This is a genomic window from Pseudomonas sp. FW305-28 (genome assembly GCF_017351395.1).
Classification (GTDB): Bacteria; Pseudomonadota; Gammaproteobacteria; order Pseudomonadales; family Pseudomonadaceae; genus Aquipseudomonas; species Aquipseudomonas fluorescens_AA.
Map to the genome: position 1 here is coordinate 20,507 of NZ_JACNDD010000057.1, position 20,186 is coordinate 40,692.

Sequence of the window (20,186 nt, forward strand, 5' to 3'; positions counted from 1 at the left end):
GGTTATTCCCTGCGGATATTGATCTGACGACCAAGGATTTCTATGGCAAACCAACAACTGTTCCTGGGCATCGACTGCGGCACCCAAGGCACCAAGGCGTTGATCCTGGATACGATCAGCGGCCAGGTACTCGGCCAGGGCGCGGCCGCCCACAGCATGATCAGCGGGGCCAACGGGCGTCGTGAACAAGACACCCAACAATGGCTCGATGCATTCACCCAGGCGACGCATCAGGCCTTGGCCGCCGCCGGGGTCGATGGCCAGGCGATCCTCGGTATCGGCGTGTCCGGCCAGCAACACGGCTTGGTGCTGCTTGACGACCAGGGCCAGGTCCTGCGCCCGGCCAAGCTGTGGTGCGACACCGAGACGACGCCGGAAAACGATCGGCTCCTGGCGTACCTGGGCGGAGAAGACGGCAGCCTCGAACGCCTCGGCGTAGTGATCGCGCCGGGCTACACGGTCTCCAAACTGCTCTGGACGCGGGAACAGCATCCCCAGGTATTCGAACGCATCGCCAGCGTCCTGCTGCCCCACGACTTCCTCAACTACTGGCTCACCGGCCGCCATTGCAGCGAATATGGCGATGCCTCGGGGACCGGCTATTTCAACGTGCGCACCCGCCAATGGGACGTGCAGTTGCTGCAACACATCGACCCCAGCGCACGCTTGCAAGCGGCGCTGCCGGAGTTGATCGAGGCCCACCAGCCCGTCGGACGCATCCTGCCGGCCATTGCCGCGCACCTGGGCATCAACCCCGACGCGGTGGTGGCCAGCGGTGGCGGCGACAACATGATGGGCGCCATCGGCACCGGCAACATCCAGCCCGGCGTGATCACCATGAGTCTCGGTTCCTCCGGCACGGTCTATGCCTATGCCGCCGAACCTGCGGTCAGTCCGCAACCGTCAGTGGCGACGTTCTGCTCATCCAACGGTGGCTGGCTGCCATTGATTTGCACCATGAACCTGACCAACGCCACCGGGGCGATTCGCGAGCTGCTGGACCTGGACATCGACGCCTTCAACGCCCTGGTCGTCCAGGCCCCGATTGGCGCCGAGGGGGTCTGCATGCTGCCGTTCCTCAACGGCGAGCGGGTGCCTGCCCTGCCCCATGCCACCGCTAGCCTGCTGGGCCTGACCACCACCAACCTGACCCGGGCCAACCTGTGCCGCGCCGTGGTCGAAGGCACGACCTTCGGTTTGCGCTATGGCCTGGACCTGTTGCGGGCCAACGGGCTCAAGGCCCAGAGCATTCGCCTGATCGGTGGCGGCTCGAAGAGCCCGGTATGGCGGCAGATCGTCGCCGACATCATGGACACCACAGTCATTTGCACTGAACAAAGCGAAGCGGCTGCGTTGGGTGCGGCGATCCAGGCGGCGTGGTGCCATTCAGGCGCGCAAGACAGCCTCGCCGAACTGTGCGAACGCTGCGTCAAGCTCGACCCGGCCAGCGAAACCCGGCCAGTCGCCGCCCATGTCACGGCGTCCCAGCAGGCCTATGAACGTTATCGACAACACGTCGCAACCCTTTGAGAGCGGGCAACTATGTATCTGGTGTGTGGTGAAGCGCTGTTTGATTTTTTCAGTGAAGCCGAGGCGGATGGCCCGGCCTCGCAGGTGAACTACAAGGCGATTGCCGGTGGCTCGCCATTCAACGTGGCGGTGGGGTTGCGCCGCCTGGGTATTGAATCGGCGCTGTTTAGCGGATTGTCCACCGACTACCTCGGCCGTCGCTTGCAGCAGGTGCTGCTCAACGAAGGTGTCAGCACCCGATACCTGCTGGACTTCGACGCGCCGACCACCCTGGCGATGGTTGCCGTAGGCGCCAATGGTTCGCCCCACTACAGCTTTCGCGGCGAAGGGTGTGCCGACCGGCAACTGAGCCTGGACCATCTACCGGAGCTGGGCCCTGAAGTGCGTGGCTTGCATGTCGGCTCGTTCTCGCTGGTGGTCCAGCCCGTTGCCGACACGCTCCTGGCCCTGGTGCAACGGGAAAGCGGCAGGCGCCTGATCAGTCTCGACCCGAACGTGCGGCTCAACCCGCAGCCGGACATCGAACTGTGGCGTTCGCGGATTGCGACACTGGTGCAATATGCCGACCTGATCAAGGTCAGTGACGAGGATCTGGGCCTGCTCTACCCAGGGATCGAGCCTCAGGCGGTCATCGAAGGCTGGCTGAAGCACCGTTGCCAAGTGGTCTTCCTGACCCGTGGCGGCCAGGGGGCGACCGTCTTCAGTCGCCAGCACGGCACATGGTCGCTGCCAGCATGCCCGGTGAAGATCGCCGACACCGTGGGTGCAGGCGACACCTTCCAGGCCGCCCTGATTGCCTGGCTGACTGAACAACAATTGGATTCGATCGAGGGCCTGCAGACACTGACCCGCGAGCAGGTCAGCGCCATGCTTGAGTTCGCCATTCGCGCCGCAGCACTGACGTGCGGCAAAACCGGGCCGGACCTGCCCTATCGGCAGCAACTGGCCTGACTTGCGCGCTACAACTGAAAAGCTGGACGCCGGGTTCGGACATCACCGGACCCGAGCGTCAGAGGGAAAATGACAAGGCCGTAATCAGCGCCCGGTCATTCGATGGTGTTGCTGATGAAAGTGATTGCCTGCGGCAGGATTGTGGTCAAGCTCCGTACGCAACTCGGCAATCAGGTCGTTGATGGCTCGGCACCCGGTGAGTTTCCTGGCATCGATGTTCGTTTTGAGCAAGGCCACATGGTCGGTCCTGTGGTCATCGAAGATCTTGATCGTCATCGTCAGCTCAGGTGACAACGTGCATTGCGAGCGCTTGGGCAGCAAGCTGCTTTCAATGATGTTTCGCATTTCGAGGGCAGATAAAAACATGGCGACTCTCTCCTGTTGAGGCGGCCAATTTATGTTCACGACGGCGGTACCTTCGTCCGTTTTCTTCCCTGCGGACTGGGACTATGAATACCGTGCCGTTCTCTTTCTTGGCATTTTCAGTTAACAAGTTCGTCAAGCGAACTCCTGAACCATCCCGCAAAAAATATGCCTGTATTGACGACCTTCCAGATTGATATGAATCAAGCGTTTAGCTTCGTCCCGCGCCAGAGGGCTCGTGCAAAGTGCAAGGAAAGGTTGTTTTTTCCATGCAAACTGCAATCACTTTTATCCTGTTCGCAACCTAGATTAGCCCCTATTTCGAAGGAGAAAGTGGGCATCCGTCGCCTGGTATGAAAAAAGTGTGACGTAGCGTAAAAAACTCAAAGAGCTCCCACCGCCGCCCGCTCCGCCACGTGGCGCAAACTGTCGAAGTTGATGTTGGCACCCGAATCGATCGCTACCAAGGTCTCGCCTCGCGCGCCCGTGTGCGCCACGTATTGCTTGATGCCCGCCACCGCCAAGGCCCCTGACGGTTCTGTAATTGATCGGGTGTCGTCATAGATGTCCTTGATCGCGGCGCACAGTTGGTCGTTGCTCACGGTCATCACCTCATCGACACAGAAACGGCAGATATCCAGGCCATGGGCGCCGATCTGCGCCACGGCCACGCCGTCGGCGAAGGTTCCCACCTCGGGCAAGGTCACCCGTTCCCCGGCGGCCAGCGCAGCCTGGAGACAGGCAGAATGCTGCGACTCGACGCCAATGATGCGAACTTCCGGGCGCAGGTATTTGACGTAGGCCGCGATCCCGGCGATCAGCCCCCCACCTCCGACCGGAACGAAAATCGCGTCCAGCCGGCCAGGATGCTGGCGCAGGATTTCCATGGCGACGGTGCCTTGCCCGGCAATCACGTCCGGGTCGTCGAATGGCGAGACGAACTCCCGCCCGGTCTGCTCGGCCAACTCCAGCGCATGGGCCAGGGCAAACGGAAAACTGTCGCCGTGCAGCAGCGCCTCGGCACCGCGGTTGCGCACGCCCAGCACTTTCAGTTGCGGGGTGGTCACGGGCATGACGATGCGGGCCGAAATCCCCAGCTCCCGTGCCGCCAGCGCGACGCCCTGGGCGTGATTGCCGGCTGACGCGGTGATGACGCCCCGGGCCCGCTGCTCCGGGGTCAGGTGCACCAGCTTGTTGTAGGCACCGCGGATCTTGAAGGAAAAAGTCGGTTGCAGGTCTTCGCGCTTGAGCAGGATCCGGTTGCCCAGGGCCTCGGACAGTGCGGGCGCCGCTTGCAGTGGCGTGCGCACGGCCAGTTCGTAGACCGGCGCGGCGAGGATTTTCTTTACATAGTGCTCAAGCAGGGTTTGCTCGGTGTGGGCAGCGGTCATGGTCATGACGATCTCCTGGTTCGCTCGGAGCCCAGGAGACAGAAAGAAAAAACCCGCCTCGAGGGCGGGTTCGGTGCAGCCGTCAGCTAGCCCGCCAAATAAGGAATGGCGGTAATAATGCTTGGCTGGCTGCGCAATACGGTTGAGTTCATGCCTGGAAATTAGCGGTGCGTTGGCGGCAAGTCAATGGGCAATATCAAGTGCCCGCCGACATTCGCCGCAATGACCTCAAGTGAACAGCATCACCTGTGGGAGCGAGCTTGCTCGCGATAGCGGAGTATCAGTCAGCATCAATGTCAACTGATCCATAGCAATCGCGAGCAAGCTCGCTCCCACAGTTTTCTTCAGTTATTTGAGGCCGACTTTGTACAACGCTCCGTCGTCCTCATCCGTCAACACATAGAGATACCCATCCGGCCCCTGGCGAACATCACGGATTCGCGCCTTGAGCTCGCCCAACAGGCGCTCTTCATGGACGACCTTGTCGCCTTGCAATTGCAGGCGGATCAGTTCCCCCGGCACCAAGGCGCCGATGAACACATTATGTTGCCAGGCCTTGAAGCGCCCCTGGTCGTAGAACGCCATGCCGCTGAGTCCCGGTGAGACCTGCCAGACGTGGTGAGGGTCAAGGGCGCCTTCGACAGTCTTGCCCTGGGCCTCGGGAATCGGGGCGCCGGAGTAGTTGATGCCGTGGGTCGCCAGTGGCCAGCCGTAGTTCTTGCCGCGCTCGATGATGTTCAATTCATCGCCGCCCCGGGGCCCGTGTTCGTTCTCCCAGAGGGTGCCACTCCAAGGATTGAGGGCAGCGCCCTGGGGGTTGCGCATGCCGTAGGACCAGATCTCGGGACGGACGCCTTTCTGGCCGACGAAAGGGTTATCGTCGGGCACCTTGCCGTCGGGGTAGATGCGCACGACCTTGCCCTGCAGTTTGTCCAGGTCCTGGGCGGTGGGCCGGTCGTTGTTTTCCCCCAGGGTAATGAACAGATAGCCGTCGCGGTCGAAGACCAGTCGCGAGCCGAAGTGGTTGCCCGTGGACAGCTTGGGTTGCTGGCGGAAGACCACGTCGAAGTTCTTCAGGCTCTTGAGGTCTTCAGCCAGTTGCCCGCGTCCCACGGCGGTGCCGGCCTTGCCGTCTGCACCCACCTCGGCATAGGACAGGTAGACGGTGCGATCCTGCTTGAAGTCCGGCGACAGCACCACGTCCAGCAGGCCGCCCTGGCCCTTGGCCCACACTTCGGGCACGCCGCTCAAGGGGGCGGACAATTGGCCGTCGGGGCTGACCACGCGCAGGTTGCCCCCTCGCTCCGTCACCAGCATGCCCTGTTGGCCCGGCAGGAACGCAACGGACCAAGGGTGCTCCAGTCCCTTGACCACGGTGGTCACTTCCAGCGTGCCCTCCTCGCTCTTGAATGACTGGGTTGGCGCGGCACTGGCCGGGGTGGCGAGGGTCAGGACAGCGCTGGCGCAGAATGCGGCCAGGAGTGTTTTACGCAACATGCACATTTCCTTCTGCGGTGTTGAAAGAGAACAACGGGCGCCAGCGCCTAGCGATTGCCATTCTGGCTGTTGCGCGGTGGCGCAGGAGACTCGATGGTGGGTCGCGGCGAACCCGACGGCTGGCCGGAACGGGGGTAGCCATTGCCGATGCCGCCATTTTCCAGGGTCGGTGGCCGTGGCACCGGCACTGTCGGGTTGTTATGAATCGTCGGCACGTTGGGCCGGGTGCCCTGCATGCTGTTGGGATTGACCCGGCGTGTCGGGCTGTTATAGGGATTGTTGTTGCCCGGCAGGTTCTGGGCCAGGACCGTTAGGCCTGCGCTGGGCGTGGCGGCCTGGGCAGCGGCAGTCAGTAATAGCGTCATGATGACGAGCATCAGCCTGTTCATTGGGACACCTCTTGGGTTCAGGCATATCGAAAGCACGCTACGCCGCAGGTTCGCCCTTGTTAAGCGAAATATCCCGGTGAAGATGTAACGAAGCATCTCCGAACGCAGGTGGGAGCAGGCTCGCCCCCACCACAGTGGAAACTTTTCCCGAGGCGCGAAGGTCACCAGAGAGACATCCACCGGCAAGGAAAACACCACCATGGCTCGGGCAATCTGGAAAGGCGCAATCAGTTTCGGGCTGGTCCACATCCCCGTCGCGCTGGTGTCGGCCACCTCTTCACAGGGTGTGGATTTTGACTGGCTGGACAAACGCAGCATGGACCCGGTGGGCTACAAGCGGGTCAACAAGGCGACGGGCAAGGAAGTGACCAAGGAAAACATTGTCAAGGGCGTGCAGTACCAGAAAGGCCAGTACGTGCTGCTCAGCGAAGAGGAAATCCGCTCCGCCCACCCCAAGTCCACCCAGACCATCGATATCTTCTCCTTTGTCGCCAGCGAGAAGATCCCCCTGCAAAATATCGACACGCCCTACTTTCTCGCCCCCGACAAACGTGGCGGCAAAGTCTACGCCCTGTTGCGCGAAACCCTGGTCAAGACCAACAAAGTGGCCCTGGCCTACGTCGTGCTGCATACCCGCCAGCACCTGGCCGCCCTCATGCCCCTTGAATCGGCCCTGGTGCTGGTGATGTTGCGCTGGCCCGCGGAGGTGCGCGAGCTGGATGTCCTGGAACTGGGCGACGAGGTCACGAACCCGACCCTGGCCAAGGGCGAGCTGGAAATGGCCAAGCGCCTTGTGGAGGACATGAGTGCTGACTGGGAGCCGCAAGAATACCGGGACAGTTTTGCAGACAAGATCATGGAACTGGTGGAGAAAAAGGCCAACGAAGGCCGCCTCGAAGCCGTGGAGACCGATCCGGGCGAAGAACAACGCAAGACCGCCGATGTCATCGACCTGACCGAGTTGCTCAAGCGCAGCCTGGGCGGCAAGGGCAAGGCCAGCGACAAATCCGCCGGGAAGCCCCCGGCAAAATCTGCGAAAACCGGCAAATCCGCTCCTGCCAAAAAAGCCACCAAGGCCTCCCGGGGCTAAAATCCTGGCGTGTGCAATACAAGGGAATCTGTCATGGCCAACGCCGAGAGTGAATCTGCTCGTTTGTCCAATGCCGAGTCGGACGCCACGACGCCCCGCGACCCTGGCCGAGGGGGCAAGACAGCTCCGGGCACCCGCCTGCCCGAGCGCCTGTCGCCGCAGTTGGCCACGCCCGTGGAGGAGCCACCCACCGGTGAATGGCGCTACGAAGTCCAGTTCCACGGTTATCGCCTGCTGACCCGCATCGAACAAGGTGAAGTGCGGCTGTACAACCGCAATCACCAAGACTGGACCGATCGGCTGAAGCTGCATGCCGACGCCCTGGCCGGGTTGGACCTGGGGGACAGTTGGCTGGATGGCGAACTGGTCCTGCTCGATGAAACCGGCCACAGCGATTTCGCCGCCCTGCGCGAGGCCTTCGAAATCAGCCGCACCGTTGACATGGTGTATTTCCTATTCGACGCGCCCTTTCTCAATGGCGTCGACCTGCGCCAGGCGCCAGTGGAAGAACGCCGTGCGGCACTGAAAAAAGCCCTCGGCAACAACGCCAGCAAGCGCCTGCGCTTTTCCGAGTGGTTTTCCGCCAGCCAGCACGACATGTTCGAAAGCGCCATCGCGCTCTCACTGGACAGCGTGGTCGGCAAGCGCCTGGGCAGCCCTTATATGTCCCGCCGAAGCGCCGATTGGGTAAAGCTCAAGTGCCGATTGCGCCAAGCCTTCGTCATCGTCGGATTCACCCGCCCCCAAGGCAAGCGCAGCGGTTTCGGCGCGCTGCTGCTGGCCGTCAACGGAGCAACGGGGCTGGTGTATGCCGGCCGGGTCGGCACAGGGTTCAGCCAGGTACAAATCAAGCAATTGCATGAGCAATTGTGTACCCAGCAGCGCGAGACCTCGCCACTGGCTGAGCCGCTCAACGGTACGCAGGGACGCGGCGTGCAATGGGTCGAGCCGACCCTGACTTGTGAAGTCGAATTCACCGAGTGGACCCGCGATAACCAGGTGCGGCAAGCCATTTTCCTCGGTTTGCCGCTCCATACGCCCGCCAACAAAGTGGTTCGGGAGCAGCCGCTGCCGATAAAACCCTCCACGCCACCCCCTCAGCGTCGTAAAAAAGCCAGCACCGCCAAAGTCGACGGGGTGACGATCACCCACCCCGAGCGGGTCATCGACAGTGTCAGCGGCGTGCAAAAGGCCGAGCTGGCGCAGTATTACCTGGATATCGCCCCTTGGATCCTGCCGCACCTCAAGTTGCGCCCGGTCGCGCTGCTGCGGGCACCGGACGGTATCGGCGAAGAACTGTTCTTTCAAAAACACGCCGATCGCCTGGAGATTCCCCACATCAGGCAGCTGGATCCGCAACTGGACCCGGGCCATGCAGCCCTGATGGAGATCGATGATATCCACGCGCTGGTCGGCGCGGCGCAGATGGGCACGGTGGAACTGCACACGTGGGCCGCGACCCACGACCGGATCGAGACGCCTGACCTGTTTGTCCTGGACTTGGACCCGGACCCGTCACTGCCCTGGAGCGCCATGATCGAGGCGACCCGCATGACCTTGGCGGTGCTCGACGAGCTGGGCTTGCAGGCCTTCCTCAAGACCAGCGGTGGCAAAGGCATGCATGTGATCGTGCCATTGGCGAGAAACGAAGGCTGGGACACCACCAAGGCGTTCGCCAAAGCCATCTCTCAGTTTCTGACCCGGCAAATGCCCGAGCGCATCACCGCCACCATGGGACCGAAGAACCGCGTCGGGAAAATATTCGTCGATTACCTGCGCAACGCCCGTGGAGCCAGCACCGTAGCCGCCTATTCGGTACGTGCCAGGCCAGGCCTGCCGGTCTCGGTGCCGATTGCCCGGGCCGAGCTGTCGACCCTGCGCAACGCCCAGCAATGGGACATGTATACCGCGCTGGAACGGGCCAGAAGCTTGGGCGCCGATCCTTGGGAGGGCTACAACCACCGCCAGCGGATTACCGCCAGGATGTGGGAGCAACTGGATGCGCAAAAGCCCGAGGCATGAGGACCAATCCAGGGTTCAAATCCAGACGAAGATCGCCAGCAAACCACCGAAGAAGGCCCACTTCTGCAGGTAATACAACGTGCGATTGCGCTTCTTCAGGGCCTTGCCTTGCAACCGGATCTTGTAGAGCCTGGAGAACGCCCGGTTCAGGCCGCCCGTCCTGTCGCCCGCGTCGTTGGGCGCGCCGGCCGCCGCCATCACGGTACGGCTGAACCAGCGGTTGAAGGCGGTGGCCCAGCGAAACCTCATCGGCCGTTCCACGTCGCAGAACAGGATGATGCGATTATGGGCGGTGGTGTTCTCGGCGTAATGGATGAACGTTTCGTCGAAAATCACCGCTTCGCCATCACGCCAATGATAAGGCTCGCCATCGACATTGATGTAGCAGCCGGCATCGTTGGGCGTTTCCAGGCCCAGGTGATACCGATAGGACCCGGCGTAAGGGTCGCGGTGGCGGACCAGCTTCGACCCCGGCGGCAACTCGGCAAACATCGCTGCCTTGATCGAACCGATGCTTTGCACCAGTTCCGTGGTGCGAGGGCACAGCTTCATGGCCGAGGGATGGCTGTCGCCGTACCACTTGAGGTAGAAACGCTTCCAGCCGGTCTTGAAGAATGAATTGAAGCCCACGTCGTCATACTGATTGGAACGCTTGATCTCCCCGGCGCGCAGCAGGCTCTGGCCTTCGGCCCGGATCTCTTCCCAATGGGCCTGCAACGGGCTCAGGTCGGGGAATTGCGCCGGGCTCAGGAAAGGCTTGTTCGGCAGTTTCGAGCACAGGTAAAGCAGGCAATTGATCGGCGCCAGAAAAGACGAATGATCGCTCAACTGGCGCCCGATCTTATGCCGCACGCGTCCGCGCAGGTGAACGTAACCAATGGAGAGGAGGTAAATCGCGACAATGATGAGTTTCACGAAAGTCCGTCACATGCAGGAGTGAACAGGTTGCGTCTCCAGGCCAGCCAAGCGGCAAAGGAGATGGCATCGGGTGAGATGGCATTTTAGCCACAGGTTGTAAGCAAAAGTTATCCCAAAGTTGTGAAAAACTGTCTTGCCCGGGCAATCCCCTATCGTTTATGCGGCCAGATCAGTACAATCGCCGCCAATTATCACGCGCCCCCTTTGGCCGATACCGCAAACCGCGGCTTCGGCGTACGTCTACCCGGGCCAGGCGCTCCGTATGCTGCTGTCCTCTTATGCCGGATGGACCCTTGCGCTTGCGACCACGACGCCTTTGCGCGGTCGGAACGTGCGCAAACAGGTACTGAACAGGTACTGCCGCACCCTTAGCTACTCTGAATGTTCCGCAGGATAAACCTTTGATCTCTACAGCTAACATCACGATGCAGTTCGGCGCCAAGCCACTGTTCGAAAACGTCTCTGTCAAGTTCGGCGCGGGTAACCGCTACGGCCTGATCGGTGCCAACGGTTGCGGCAAGTCGACCTTCATGAAAATCCTCGGCGGCGACCTCGAGCCGTCCGGCGGCCAGGTCATGCTCGAACCGAACGTGCGCCTGGGTAAACTTCGCCAGGATCAGTTCGCCTACGAAGAATTCACCGTGATCGACACCGTGATCATGGGTCACGAAGAGCTGTGGAAGGTCAAGGCCGAGCGCGACCGCATCTATTCGCTGCCGGAAATGACCGAAGAAGACGGCATGGCCGTGGCCGAGCTGGAAACCGAGTTTGCCGAGATGGACGGCTACACCGCCGAATCCCGCGCCGGTGAACTGCTGTTGGGCCTGGGGATTGGCATCGAGCAGCATTTCGGCCCGATGAGCGAAGTGTCGCCAGGCTGGAAACTGCGTGTGCTGCTGGCCCAGGCGTTGTTCTCCGACCCGGAAGTGCTGCTGCTCGACGAGCCGACCAACCACCTGGATATCAACACCATCCGCTGGCTGGAAAACGTGCTGACCCAGCGTTCGAGCCTGATGATCATCATCTCTCACGACCGTCACTTCCTGAACAGCGTCTGCACCCACATGGCGGACCTGGACTACGGCGAGCTGCGCCTGTTCCCGGGCAACTATGACGAGTACATGACCGTGGCGACCCAGTCCCGCGAGCAACTGCTGTCGGACAACGCCAAGAAGAAAGCGCAGATTTCCGAACTGCAGTCGTTCGTCAGCCGTTTCTCGGCCAACGCCTCGAAAGCCAAGCAGGCCACCTCCCGTGCCAAGCAGATCGACAAGATCCAGCTGGCCGAGGTCAAGCCATCGAGCCGCGTCAGCCCGTTCATCCGTTTCGAGCAGACCAAGAAACTGCACCGCCAGGCGGTCATTGTCGAACGCATGGCCAAGGGCTTCGACGGCAAGCCGCTGTTCAAGGACTTCAGCTTCACCGTCGAAGCCGGCGAGCGCGTGGCGATCATTGGCCCGAACGGTATCGGCAAGACCACCTTGCTGCGCACCCTGGTCAATGAACTGGAACCGGATGCCGGTACCGTAAAATGGACTGACGCCGCGGAACTGGGCTACTACGCCCAGGATCACGCCCATGACTTCGAAGACGACGTCAACCTGTTCGACTGGATGGGCCAATGGACCCAGGGCGGCGAACAACTGGTGCGTGGCACCTTGGGGCGCATGCTGTTCTCCAACGACGAGATACTCAAGTCGGTCAAGGTCATTTCCGGTGGTGAACAGGGCCGCATGCTGTTCGGCAAGCTGATCCTGCAGAAGCCAAACGTACTGGTGATGGACGAACCGACCAACCACTTGGACATGGAATCCATCGAAGCGCTGAACCTGGCGCTGGAAAACTACCCGGGCACCTTGATCTTCGTCAGCCATGACCGAGAGTTCGTATCGTCCCTGGCTACCCGCATCATCGAACTGAGCGCCGACGGCGTGGTCGACTTCAGCGGCACCTATGACGACTACCTGCGCAGCCAGGGTGTGGTGTTCTAAGCCCCGCTCCGAGTTGTAAGCTTCAAGCGGCAAGTGAAAAGCCCTGTCCACTGTGACAGGGCTTTTTTGTATTTCAGCGGGGTAAAAACCTGTGGGAGCGAGCTTGCTCGCGATGAGGCCCTGACAGTCGCACCGTATTACCTGACACGCCGCCATCGCGAGCAAGCTCGCTCCCACATTGGGTCTGTGGCGCTCCTCCATTTTTGTTCGGGCCCAACCTCCTTGCTCGCGATGGCGGCAGCACATACCCCATCAATCCCGCCTGAACACCCAGTCTCCCCAACACATTTAGTTAGCCTGCTTTCTTTTATTCCCACCTCGCGCCATGATGAGGCTCTCTTACCGCTGCCCGCGAACGAGCCCCATGCCCACGCCCTCCTCTGCCCCCAGTTCCCTGTCGATCACCCTGCAGATCGTCTCCATCGTGTTCTACACCTTCATCGCTTTCCTCTGCATCGGCCTGCCGATTGCCGTGCTGCCCGGGTATGTCCATGAACAATTGGGCTTCAGCGCGGTGGTGGCCGGCCTGACCATCGGTTCACAGTATCTGGCGACCTTGCTCAGCCGCCCCATGGCCGGGCGGTTGTCGGACAGCGTCGGCACCAAGCGGGCGATTGTCTATGGGTTGTCGGGGATTGTGCTCAGCGGCGTGCTGACGCTGATCTCGACCTTGCTGCAAAGCTTTGCGCTACCCAGCCTGTTGATTCTGATCGCCGGTCGCTTGCTGCTCGGCGTGGCACAGGGGCTGATTGGCGTGGGCACCATCAGTTGGTGCATGGGCCAGGTGGGAGTGGAGCACACCGCCCGCTCGATTTCCTGGAACGGTATTGCTTCGTACGGGGCCATCGCTATTGGCGCGCCGTTGGGGGTGGTGATGGTCGGTGAGCTGGGTTTCGCCAGCCTGGGTATTGCGTTGTCGTTGCTGGCAGGCGCCGCGCTGTTGATGATTCGCAACAAGCCGTCGGTGCCGGTCATTCGCGGCGAGCGCTTGCCTTTCTGGGCGGTGTTTGCGCGCATTGCGCCGTACGGAGCGGGCCTGAGCCTGGCGTCGATCGGCTACGGCACGCTCACCACGTTCATCACACTGTTTTACATCAGCCGCGGCTGGACCGGCGCGGCGTGGTGCCTGACGGTATTTGGCATCTGCTTCATTCTCGCGCGGTTACTGTTCATTTCCAGCATTGCCCGCTTCGGTGGCTTCAACTCGGCCATTGCCTGCATGAGCATCGAAACCCTCGGGCTGGCATTGCTGTGGCTGGCGCCGTCCACCCCGTTCGCCCTGGTCGGTGCCGGGCTGGCCGGCTTCGGGTTGTCGCTGGTGTATCCCGCGCTCGGGGTGGAGGCTATCAAGCAAGTGCCCAACACCAGCCGTGGCGCGGGCCTGAGCGCCTACGCGGTGTTCTTTGACCTGGCACTGGCGATTGCCGGCCCGTTGATGGGCGCGGTGGCATTGAACCTGGGCTATTCGTCGATCTTCTTCTGTGCCGCCTTGCTGTCGGTCACCGGCCTGGGCCTGACCCTGCTGCTGCGTCGTCGAGCGACAAACGCCCTTTATTGATCGGCAGTCTTCAGCCCTGCCCGGGTCGGCTTGCCCAAGGCCTCGCCGAAGAAGCGGCCGGCCTCGGAAATCATGGTGCGGTGGATGTCCTTGCGATCGACACCGTCGGCATCCGTGCAGAGCGCGGGCATCGCGGCGATCTGCTCGTCGGTGCACGGCGCCAGGAAAACAAAGTGGCCCGCGCCGGCCAAGGTCTTGAAATCCGGTGCGGTGGGCAGCTTACGGGCCAAGGCGGCGGCATTCTTGTCGAAAGCCACCAATTTGTCCCCATCGCCGCTGTACAGCAGCACCGGCACATGGACATCGGCCAACGTATGACGACCGAATTTCAGGCTCAACGGCGCCATCAACAACAGCGCCCGGACCCTGGGGTCGGCCACGGGTTGCAGGTCATCGCGGTCGGCGATCAGTTCACCCTGGGTATTACAGGCGTCATGGTCGTCCGGCCGCTCCGCGCAGTAGCGGCGCAGACGATTGAGGTCCGGCGTCGCACCGGACAAGATCAGCGCGGTTTCGCCACCGGCCGAATAGCCGATCACCCCGACCTGCCCGGCGTTGACGAACGGCGACAGCATCGGATCATTGAGCGTTGCGGTGATGGCTTCGGAAATCTGGATCGGCCGCCCGTACAGGTTGCTCAGGGTACCAAGCCGGCTGTGATCCTGGGCGTTGTCGCCGGGATGAATCACCGCCACCACGACAAACCCCTTGCGCGCCAGCGAGGTGGCCAGGTCATGCAGGGCCAACGGCGTGCCAGTGTTGCCATGGGACAACATCAATAGCGGGAAGCGGCCGATGGCGATCTGGGCGTCCGGCGCGGCATCGATCTGGTAGCCACCCAGCAGGCTGGATTGTTCCCGGTCGGTGGACGGATAGAAGGCGATGGCGTGCATCGGCTGCTGATCCAGCGGATCGAGAAAACTCAGCTCATGGAAACCCGCGCTCCAATGCGGATGCGGCCCTGGAGCGGCCTGCACGGAACCGAGACTGGCTAACCAGCAAAGCAGCAGCACTGCACCAAAACGTGTCATCGAATCTTCCACCTTCACTAGCGCCCGGGAAGGCCCCGTCGCTCGCACACTTGGCCGTGCATAACCTGCGCCAGAATCCCCGGCGCCGAATGCAGCAAAACCCTGCATCCCGGCCATCCAATGACGACGAGAATACAGGGTTTTGCGAAGGTTGCCCGAAGCGCTTGCTGCCTTTACGCAGGTTTTACGCAGCGGCGAACTGTTCGCCGATCTGCGCCTGGGCTTCGTTCATGCCCTTATTGCGCATGTCATCGCCCTTGGCCAGCCCTTCCGCACGGACGAATTCGATGTCGGTGATGCCCAGGAAACCGAACATCACTTTCAGGTAATCCTCATGGCCTGCACCACTCGGCTGCCCGGCGTGCACACCACCGGCGGTGGAAACGATCACCAGTTTCTTGCCACCGCACAGGCCTTCGAAGCCCGCTTCGGTGTAGCGGAACGTCTGGCCGGCCACGGCAATACGGTCGATCCAGGCCTTGAGTTGGGTCGGAATGCTGAAGTTGTACATCGGCGCGGCGATGACCAGCGCATCCGCCGCCTGGAACTCTGCCATTGTCTCGCTGCTAAGGTCGGCTTCGTACTTGAGCGCAGCGTCGCGCAATTCGGCGCTGGTACCGGCAGCGACCAGGGTCTGGGCGGAAAAATGGCTGATGGCATCGGCGGCCAGGTCACGGTAGGTGACGGTGATGCCTGGCTCGGCAGCTTTCCAGGCTTCAACCACTTCACGGCTCAATTGGCGGGAAGCGGAGTTGTCGCCGAGGATGCTCGAATCGATGTGCAGCAGTTTCATATCAATGCTCTCCAAATGAGGATCGCAACCAGGCGATCAATTGGCGACCATCCTATCGATGAAGCCAATTATCGATAAGTCAGCATAAATGCGATAGTTTGTCCCACTGACAGGACAATCGGACTCGCCATGCAAGACCTCAATGACTTGTACTACTTCGCCAAAGTCGTCGAAGCCGGTGGCTTCGCGGCGGCCGGGCGCTTGCTGGGCATTCCCAAATCGCGACTGTCGCGGCGTATCGCCGAGCTGGAAGAACGCCTCGGCGCCCGGTTGCTCCAGCGCACCACCCGCCAGTTGAAATTGACGGCGGTTGGCGAACGTTATCTGCGCCATTGCCAGGCCATGTTGCTGGAGGCCGAGATGGCCGACGAAGCGGTGGCGAGCATGTCCAGCGAACCCCGCGGCCGATTGCGGGTGTCCAGCCCGGTGGGCCTGGCCCACCAGTTCCTGCCGGTGGTGATCGCAACCTTCCTGGTGAAATACCCCTTGGTGCAACTGGACATGACCCTGCTCAACCGCCGGGTGGACCTGGTCGGCGAAGGCATCGACGTGGCGTTGCGCGTGCGCGACCTGGGGGACGAAGACCCGCTGTTGATGACCCGGCGTTTGCGCCGGGCACGACTGATGCTGGTGGCCAGCCCGGCCTTCGTCGAAGGACGGCGGATCGAGACCCCGAACGATCTGGAGGCGTTGCCGGTGCTGGGGGCGTTGGAAGCCGATCGCCTGGTGCATCTGCGTCTGGTCAAGAGCGATGGACAGCGTGTGGAACTGAGCCTGGAGGCCCGCCTGGGCATCGATGACTTCATTGTGCGTCGAGCCTGCACCCTCGCCGGCCTGGGCTTCACTTTATTGCCAAGCATGTATTGCGAGCAGGAATTGCGGGACGGCACACTGGTGGAACTGCTGCCAGGATGGTCGTTGCCCGACGGCTGGCTACAGGCGGTCTACCCGCATCGGCGCGGCATGTTGCCAGCGGTCCGCGCCTGGATCGATCATTTGGTGGAAGCCTTCGAGGGCTGTGGAGATAGAACGCTATGAGGTTGAGCGAAGAGGATGTCGCGCAGTTTTGCCTAAGTTTGCCCGGTGCCAGGGAAGACTACAAATGGGGCGGCGTGCGGGTGTTTTCCATCGCCGGGAACAAGATGTTCGCCCTCCAGGGCCTGCGGGGCGACTCGTTGGCGTTCAAGGTCGACAAGGATCTGTTCCTGGGCCACTGCGACCGGCCAGGCATTCACCCCGCGCCTTACCTGGCACGGGCCCAGTGGGTCATCATGCAGGTGCCCTACCCGCTGGGGGCCGAAGAACTGCGTGGCCTGCTGCAACGCTCGCACCAATTGGTGGTCGGCAAGTTACCGAAGCGTACCCAGGTCGGGTTGTTGCTGTAGTGGCGGCGCGACTGACCCGCCGCCATCGCGAGCAAGCTCGCTCCCACAGGTTTGAAGTCGAGCTGGTTGTCTAGGACAACGCCAACAGATAACCACCCAGGAACAACTGGTCGATCCAGAACACCTGATGCAACAGTACGATGAACCAGAACACCACCTGGAACGAGACTTTGCGGGTCTTGTGGCGAAACAGCTGCTGGGCCAGCAAGGCTCCAGGCCAACCGCCGGCCAGCTCCAGTGCATGCAGCACGTTCTCCGGGGTGCGCCAGGCCTCGGCGCGCGCCTTGCGCTTGTCGCTCCAGTACAGCAGGAACGCCACCACACTGACGACACCGTAGGCTGCCATCGGCACCCACGACACCGCCCGCAGCCCGAACAGCAGCGAGCCGAACAGCGGCAAGGCGCAGAGCAGCGCAAAGACCATCAGCTTGAGCCGCAGGTGCTGCACAGCGCCGCCGGCATTGCCCCCTGCGCGTTTACGGGCGCCTGAATCGTTCATGGCTTGGCGGCGGTCCAATCCACCCAGCCGAACTGCCAGGTGGCCAGGATCAACAGGCCAAAGGCGATGCGATACCAGGCGAACACGGCGTAGCTGTGGCTGGCGATGAACCGCAGCAGGCCCTTGACCGCGATCATGGCGAAAATGAACGCCGTGACAAAACCAATGGCGAACACCGGGAAATCCGCCGGGACGAACAGTTCGCGGTACTTGTAGCCCGAGTAGACGGCTGCGCCGACCATGGTGGGCATCGCCAGGAAGAACGAGAACTCGGTAGCGGTTTTACGCGACAGGCCAAACAGCAAGCCACCAATGATGGTCGCGCCGGAACGGGAGGTGCCCGGGATCATCGCAATGCACTGGGCCAGGCCGACCTTCAACGCATCCTTCCAGGAGATATCGTCCACCGTTTCAGCATGCACCTGGTGCTGGCGCTTCTCGGCCCAGAGCATCACCACACCGCCCACCACCAGCGCGGCGGCTACGGTGATCGGGTTGAACAGATAGTGGTGAATCCAGTCTGCAAACAGCACGCCCAGGACTACGGCAGGCAGGAAGGCGATCAGCAGGTTGGCGGTAAACCGGCGGGCGCCGGGTTGCGTCGGCAGGCCCAGCACCACGTCGAAGATCTTGCGCCGAAACTCCCAGACCACCGCGAGGATCGCGCCAAGCTGGATGATGATGTTGAATGCCATCGCTCGTTCGCCACCGAACTCGAGCAAGTCGGCGACAATGATCTGGTGTCCCGTGCTGGAAATCGGCAGAAATTCCGTCAAACCTTCCACTACGCCAAGAATCAGTGCCGAAAAGGCGGTCCACAAATCCATTCATCCCCCAAAAAAGACGCTGTTCATGCAGGTCTTATCAATATTCAAGTGTCATGCAGGTACACGCAGCGGCTGCACGATAACCGCGACCTTTCAAAAAAAACCAATGAAAAATCAGAACAGGCTCAGGTTTTGCGCTGCGGGGCCGAAATCCTATCAGACAAGCCCTGATAACGCTGCCGCGTTATGACCCAGATCAATCATGGATAGCCGCCGGGCGCTAAAGTGCCGGCCGTCGTTAATGACAAGAATAAGAACCCGGAGTGACAGCGTATGAATAGCTTGCGCAGTGTGTCGATCAGCCGACGCTTGTGGCTCATCCTGATCGTGGCCATCGTGATGTTGTTCACGCTCGGCGCCTTCATGCTCAAGCAGATCCACACGGACCTGTATCAGGCCAAGGTGCAGAAGACCCAGCATGTGGTGCAGACCGCCAGTGGTGTACTGAGCTACTACCATGGCCTGGAAACCGCTGGGACCCTGACCCGCGAGGCGGCGCAGAAGCAAGCCCTCAGCGCGGTACGAGGCCTGCGCTATGACCAGAGCGACTATTTCTGGATCAACGATCTGACGCCGGTCATGGTCATGCACCCGACCAACCCGAAACTCGAAGGCCAGAATCTCTCGGCGATCCGCGACCCGAACGGTTTTGCGCTGTTCAACGAAATGGTCGCCATCGCCAAGGCCAAGGGTGCAGGGATCATCGACTATCTCTGGCCCAAGCCGGGCGCCGAAGCGCCAGTCGGCAAGACCTCCTACGTCAAACTGTTCGAACCGTGGGGCTGGATCATCGGTTCCGGTGTGTACGTGGACGACGTCCAGACAGAATTCCGGTCCCAGTTGATCAAGGCTTCGTTGATTGGGTTGGCGATCACCCTGGTCATGGGCCTGCTGCTGACCCTGATCGTACGCAGCATCGTCCGCCCGCTTCAAGAGACCGTCAACGCCATGGCCAATATCGCCAGCGGCGAGAGCGACCTGACCCGCACCCTCGACACCCACGGCCAGGACGAAGTCACCCAACTGGCCCGGCACTTCAACGCCTTTACCGCCAAATTGCGCCAGGTGGTGAGCCAGTTGCAGGAGTCGGCCAGTGCACTGGGGCAATCTTCCAGCGAATTGGGCAATGACGCGGCTCAAGCCCAGGAACGCAGCCAACAGCAGTCGCAACAAATGGAACTGGTGGCCACCGCGATCAACGAAGTGACCTATGGCGTGCAGGATGTGGCCAAGAATGCCGAGCACGCGGCCAGTGAGATGCGCGACGCCGAATCCCAGGCCCAGCAAGGCCAGGTCAACATCGATGGCAGCTTGCAGCAGATCGACCGCCTGTCCCAGACCATCGATCAAGCCGTGGAAGTGATTCGCACCCTGGCCAGTGAAAGCACCCAGATCGGCAGTGTGCTGGAGGTGATTCGCTCCATCGCCGAACAAACCAACCTGTTGGCCCTCAACGCCGCGATCGAGGCCGCCCGTGCCGGCGAGCAAGGCCGAGGCTTTGCGGTGGTCGCCGATGAAGTGCGGCTGCTGGCCCAGCGTACACAGAAATCCACCGCCGAGATCCAGGCGATGATCGAGCGCCTGCAAACCCATTCCGAAGCCGCCGTGAAAGTCATCGGCGACAGCAGCCGTGCCTCGCAACTGACCATCGAACAGGCCGGCCTCGCCGGTGCCAGCCTCAACGCCATCGGCCAAGCCCTGCGCAACCTCAACAGCCTGAACGCCTCCATCGCCAGCGCCACCCTGCAACAGGCCCATGTGGTGGAAGACATCAACCAAAACGTCACCCAGGCCGCCGGACTGTCCCACAGCACCGCCATGGCCGCCGAACAATCCAGCCAGGCAAGCAGCCGCCTCAAGGCACTGAGTGAACAGTTGAACGGGTTGCTCAAGCAATTCCGGGTCTAACGATCGGTGGATGATCCCTATGTGGGAGCGAGCTTGCTCGCGA

At 61.6% G+C, this 20,186-nt stretch carries 17 protein-coding genes and 1 pseudogene; 9 read left to right on the forward strand and 9 right to left on the reverse strand.

Annotated elements, in window-relative coordinates:
- The first annotated feature begins 42 nt into the window (after positions 1-42).
- Both xylB and J4E53_RS15065 read left to right on the forward strand, forming a co-directional pair.
- Positions 43-1,530, forward strand: a complete 1,488-nt coding sequence (gene xylB / locus J4E53_RS15060; protein ID WP_103308281.1) for a xylulokinase — start codon at positions 43-45, stop codon at positions 1,528-1,530.
- A 12-nt stretch (positions 1,531-1,542) separates the two neighbouring features.
- On the forward strand, positions 1,543-2,481 hold the full coding sequence (locus J4E53_RS15065; protein ID WP_060742535.1) for a carbohydrate kinase: 939 nt from the start codon (positions 1,543-1,545) through the stop codon (positions 2,479-2,481).
- Positions 2,482-2,565: 84 nt separating this feature from the next.
- Here the strand turns inward: J4E53_RS15065 and J4E53_RS15070 are convergent, their stop codons facing one another.
- The 4 genes and pseudogenes from J4E53_RS15070 to J4E53_RS15085 all read right to left on the reverse strand — a co-directional run bounded on the left by J4E53_RS15070 (position 2,566) and on the right by J4E53_RS15085 (position 6,121).
- Positions 2,566-2,847: a DUF1652 domain-containing protein gene (locus J4E53_RS15070; protein ID WP_060742536.1), complete on the reverse strand. Its 282-nt coding sequence runs from the start codon at positions 2,845-2,847 to the stop codon at positions 2,566-2,568.
- A gap of 389 nt (positions 2,848-3,236) precedes the next feature.
- Positions 3,237-4,241: pseudogene (gene ilvA / locus J4E53_RS15075) on the reverse strand (threonine ammonia-lyase, biosynthetic); the annotation flags it as partial.
- Positions 4,242-4,583: 342 nt separating this feature from the next.
- Positions 4,584-5,732, reverse strand: coding sequence for a PQQ-dependent sugar dehydrogenase (locus J4E53_RS15080; protein ID WP_060742537.1), 1,149 nt, complete (start codon positions 5,730-5,732; stop codon positions 4,584-4,586).
- Between the two features lie 47 nt (positions 5,733-5,779).
- A complete protein-coding gene (locus tag J4E53_RS15085; RefSeq protein ID WP_103308282.1) occupies positions 5,780-6,121 on the reverse strand; it encodes a hypothetical protein in 342 nt (113 codons plus the stop codon).
- A gap of 199 nt (positions 6,122-6,320) precedes the next feature.
- Here J4E53_RS15085 and J4E53_RS15090 point away from each other — a divergent pair, with 199 nt between their 5' ends.
- Positions 6,321-7,211 carry a Ku protein gene (locus tag J4E53_RS15090; protein ID WP_103308283.1) on the forward strand — a complete coding sequence of 297 codons (891 nt, stop codon included), beginning with the start codon at positions 6,321-6,323 and terminating at the stop codon, positions 7,209-7,211.
- Positions 7,212-7,244: 33 nt separating this feature from the next.
- Positions 7,245-9,233: a DNA ligase D gene (ligD, locus tag J4E53_RS15095; RefSeq protein ID WP_103308284.1), complete on the forward strand. Its 1,989-nt coding sequence runs from the start codon at positions 7,245-7,247 to the stop codon at positions 9,231-9,233.
- A gap of 15 nt (positions 9,234-9,248) precedes the next feature.
- On the opposite strand, the gene lpxO is transcribed toward ligD, so the two are convergent.
- Positions 9,249-10,148, reverse strand: a complete 900-nt coding sequence (lpxO, locus tag J4E53_RS15100; RefSeq protein WP_103308285.1) for a lipid A hydroxylase LpxO — start codon at positions 10,146-10,148, stop codon at positions 9,249-9,251.
- 404 nt (positions 10,149-10,552) lie between these two features.
- On the opposite strand from lpxO, the gene J4E53_RS15105 reads away from it, so the two are divergent.
- Both J4E53_RS15105 and J4E53_RS15110 read left to right on the forward strand, forming a co-directional pair.
- Complete coding sequence (locus J4E53_RS15105) at positions 10,553-12,142, forward strand: ABC-F family ATPase (protein ID WP_003181279.1); 1,590 nt, start codon at positions 10,553-10,555, stop codon at positions 12,140-12,142.
- Positions 12,143-12,506: 364 nt separating this feature from the next.
- The gene (locus tag J4E53_RS15110) at positions 12,507-13,700 is read left to right on the forward strand and encodes an MFS transporter (protein WP_060742542.1); all 1,194 of its coding nucleotides are present in this window, start codon (positions 12,507-12,509) and stop codon (positions 13,698-13,700) included.
- On the opposite strand, the gene J4E53_RS15115 is transcribed toward J4E53_RS15110, so the two are convergent.
- On the reverse strand, positions 13,694-14,731 hold the full coding sequence (locus J4E53_RS15115) for a dienelactone hydrolase (protein ID WP_103308286.1): 1,038 nt from the start codon (positions 14,729-14,731) through the stop codon (positions 13,694-13,696). The two genes, J4E53_RS15110 and J4E53_RS15115, sit on opposite strands and share 7 nt — an antisense overlap.
- 184 nt (positions 14,732-14,915) lie before the next feature.
- Positions 14,916-15,524, reverse strand: coding sequence for an FMN-dependent NADH-azoreductase (locus tag J4E53_RS15120; protein ID WP_103308287.1), 609 nt, complete (start codon positions 15,522-15,524; stop codon positions 14,916-14,918).
- A gap of 129 nt (positions 15,525-15,653) precedes the next feature.
- Here J4E53_RS15120 and J4E53_RS15125 point away from each other — a divergent pair, with 129 nt between their 5' ends.
- Both J4E53_RS15125 and J4E53_RS15130 read left to right on the forward strand, forming a co-directional pair.
- Entirely contained in the window at positions 15,654-16,562 is a 909-nt protein-coding gene (locus tag J4E53_RS15125) for a LysR substrate-binding domain-containing protein (RefSeq protein WP_103308288.1), read from the forward strand.
- Positions 16,559-16,909, forward strand: coding sequence for an MmcQ/YjbR family DNA-binding protein (locus J4E53_RS15130; protein ID WP_103308289.1), 351 nt, complete (start codon positions 16,559-16,561; stop codon positions 16,907-16,909). The genes J4E53_RS15125 and J4E53_RS15130 overlap by 4 nt, the downstream gene beginning before the upstream one ends.
- A gap of 70 nt (positions 16,910-16,979) precedes the next feature.
- Here the strand turns inward: J4E53_RS15130 and J4E53_RS15135 are convergent, their stop codons facing one another.
- Positions 16,980-17,408, reverse strand: coding sequence for a DUF1294 domain-containing protein (locus tag J4E53_RS15135; protein WP_060742547.1), 429 nt, complete (start codon positions 17,406-17,408; stop codon positions 16,980-16,982).
- A complete protein-coding gene (locus J4E53_RS15140) occupies positions 17,405-18,235 on the reverse strand; it encodes an undecaprenyl-diphosphate phosphatase (RefSeq protein WP_092164796.1) in 831 nt (276 codons plus the stop codon). Before J4E53_RS15140 ends, J4E53_RS15135 begins: the two co-directional genes overlap by 4 nt.
- A 273-nt stretch (positions 18,236-18,508) precedes the next feature.
- On the opposite strand from J4E53_RS15140, the gene J4E53_RS15145 reads away from it, so the two are divergent.
- Complete coding sequence (locus J4E53_RS15145; protein ID WP_060742549.1) at positions 18,509-20,143, forward strand: methyl-accepting chemotaxis protein; 1,635 nt, start codon at positions 18,509-18,511, stop codon at positions 20,141-20,143.
- Positions 20,144-20,186 lie beyond the last annotated feature (43 nt).

Coding starts and splice junctions, on each gene's coding strand:
- xylB (WP_103308281.1), top strand. CDS start 43: ATGGCAAACCAACAACTGTTCCTGGGCATCGACTGCGGCACCCAAGGC.
- J4E53_RS15065 (WP_060742535.1), top strand. CDS start 1,543: ATGTATCTGGTGTGTGGTGAAGCGCTGTTTGATTTTTTCAGTGAAGCC.
- J4E53_RS15070 (WP_060742536.1), bottom strand. CDS start 2,847: ATGTTTTTATCTGCCCTCGAAATGCGAAACATCATTGAAAGCAGCTTG.
- J4E53_RS15080 (WP_060742537.1), bottom strand. CDS start 5,732: ATGTTGCGTAAAACACTCCTGGCCGCATTCTGCGCCAGCGCTGTCCTG.
- J4E53_RS15085 (WP_103308282.1), bottom strand. CDS start 6,121: ATGAACAGGCTGATGCTCGTCATCATGACGCTATTACTGACTGCCGCT.
- J4E53_RS15090 (WP_103308283.1), top strand. CDS start 6,321: ATGGCTCGGGCAATCTGGAAAGGCGCAATCAGTTTCGGGCTGGTCCAC.
- ligD (WP_103308284.1), top strand. CDS start 7,245: ATGGCCAACGCCGAGAGTGAATCTGCTCGTTTGTCCAATGCCGAGTCG.
- J4E53_RS15110 (WP_060742542.1), top strand. CDS start 12,507: ATGCCCACGCCCTCCTCTGCCCCCAGTTCCCTGTCGATCACCCTGCAG.
- J4E53_RS15115 (WP_103308286.1), bottom strand. CDS start 14,731: ATGACACGTTTTGGTGCAGTGCTGCTGCTTTGCTGGTTAGCCAGTCTC.
- J4E53_RS15120 (WP_103308287.1), bottom strand. CDS start 15,524: ATGAAACTGCTGCACATCGATTCGAGCATCCTCGGCGACAACTCCGCT.
- J4E53_RS15125 (WP_103308288.1), top strand. CDS start 15,654: ATGCAAGACCTCAATGACTTGTACTACTTCGCCAAAGTCGTCGAAGCC.
- J4E53_RS15130 (WP_103308289.1), top strand. CDS start 16,559: ATGAGGTTGAGCGAAGAGGATGTCGCGCAGTTTTGCCTAAGTTTGCCC.
- J4E53_RS15135 (WP_060742547.1), bottom strand. CDS start 17,408: ATGAACGATTCAGGCGCCCGTAAACGCGCAGGGGGCAATGCCGGCGGC.
- J4E53_RS15140 (WP_092164796.1), bottom strand. CDS start 18,235: ATGGATTTGTGGACCGCCTTTTCGGCACTGATTCTTGGCGTAGTGGAA.
- J4E53_RS15145 (WP_060742549.1), top strand. CDS start 18,509: ATGAATAGCTTGCGCAGTGTGTCGATCAGCCGACGCTTGTGGCTCATC.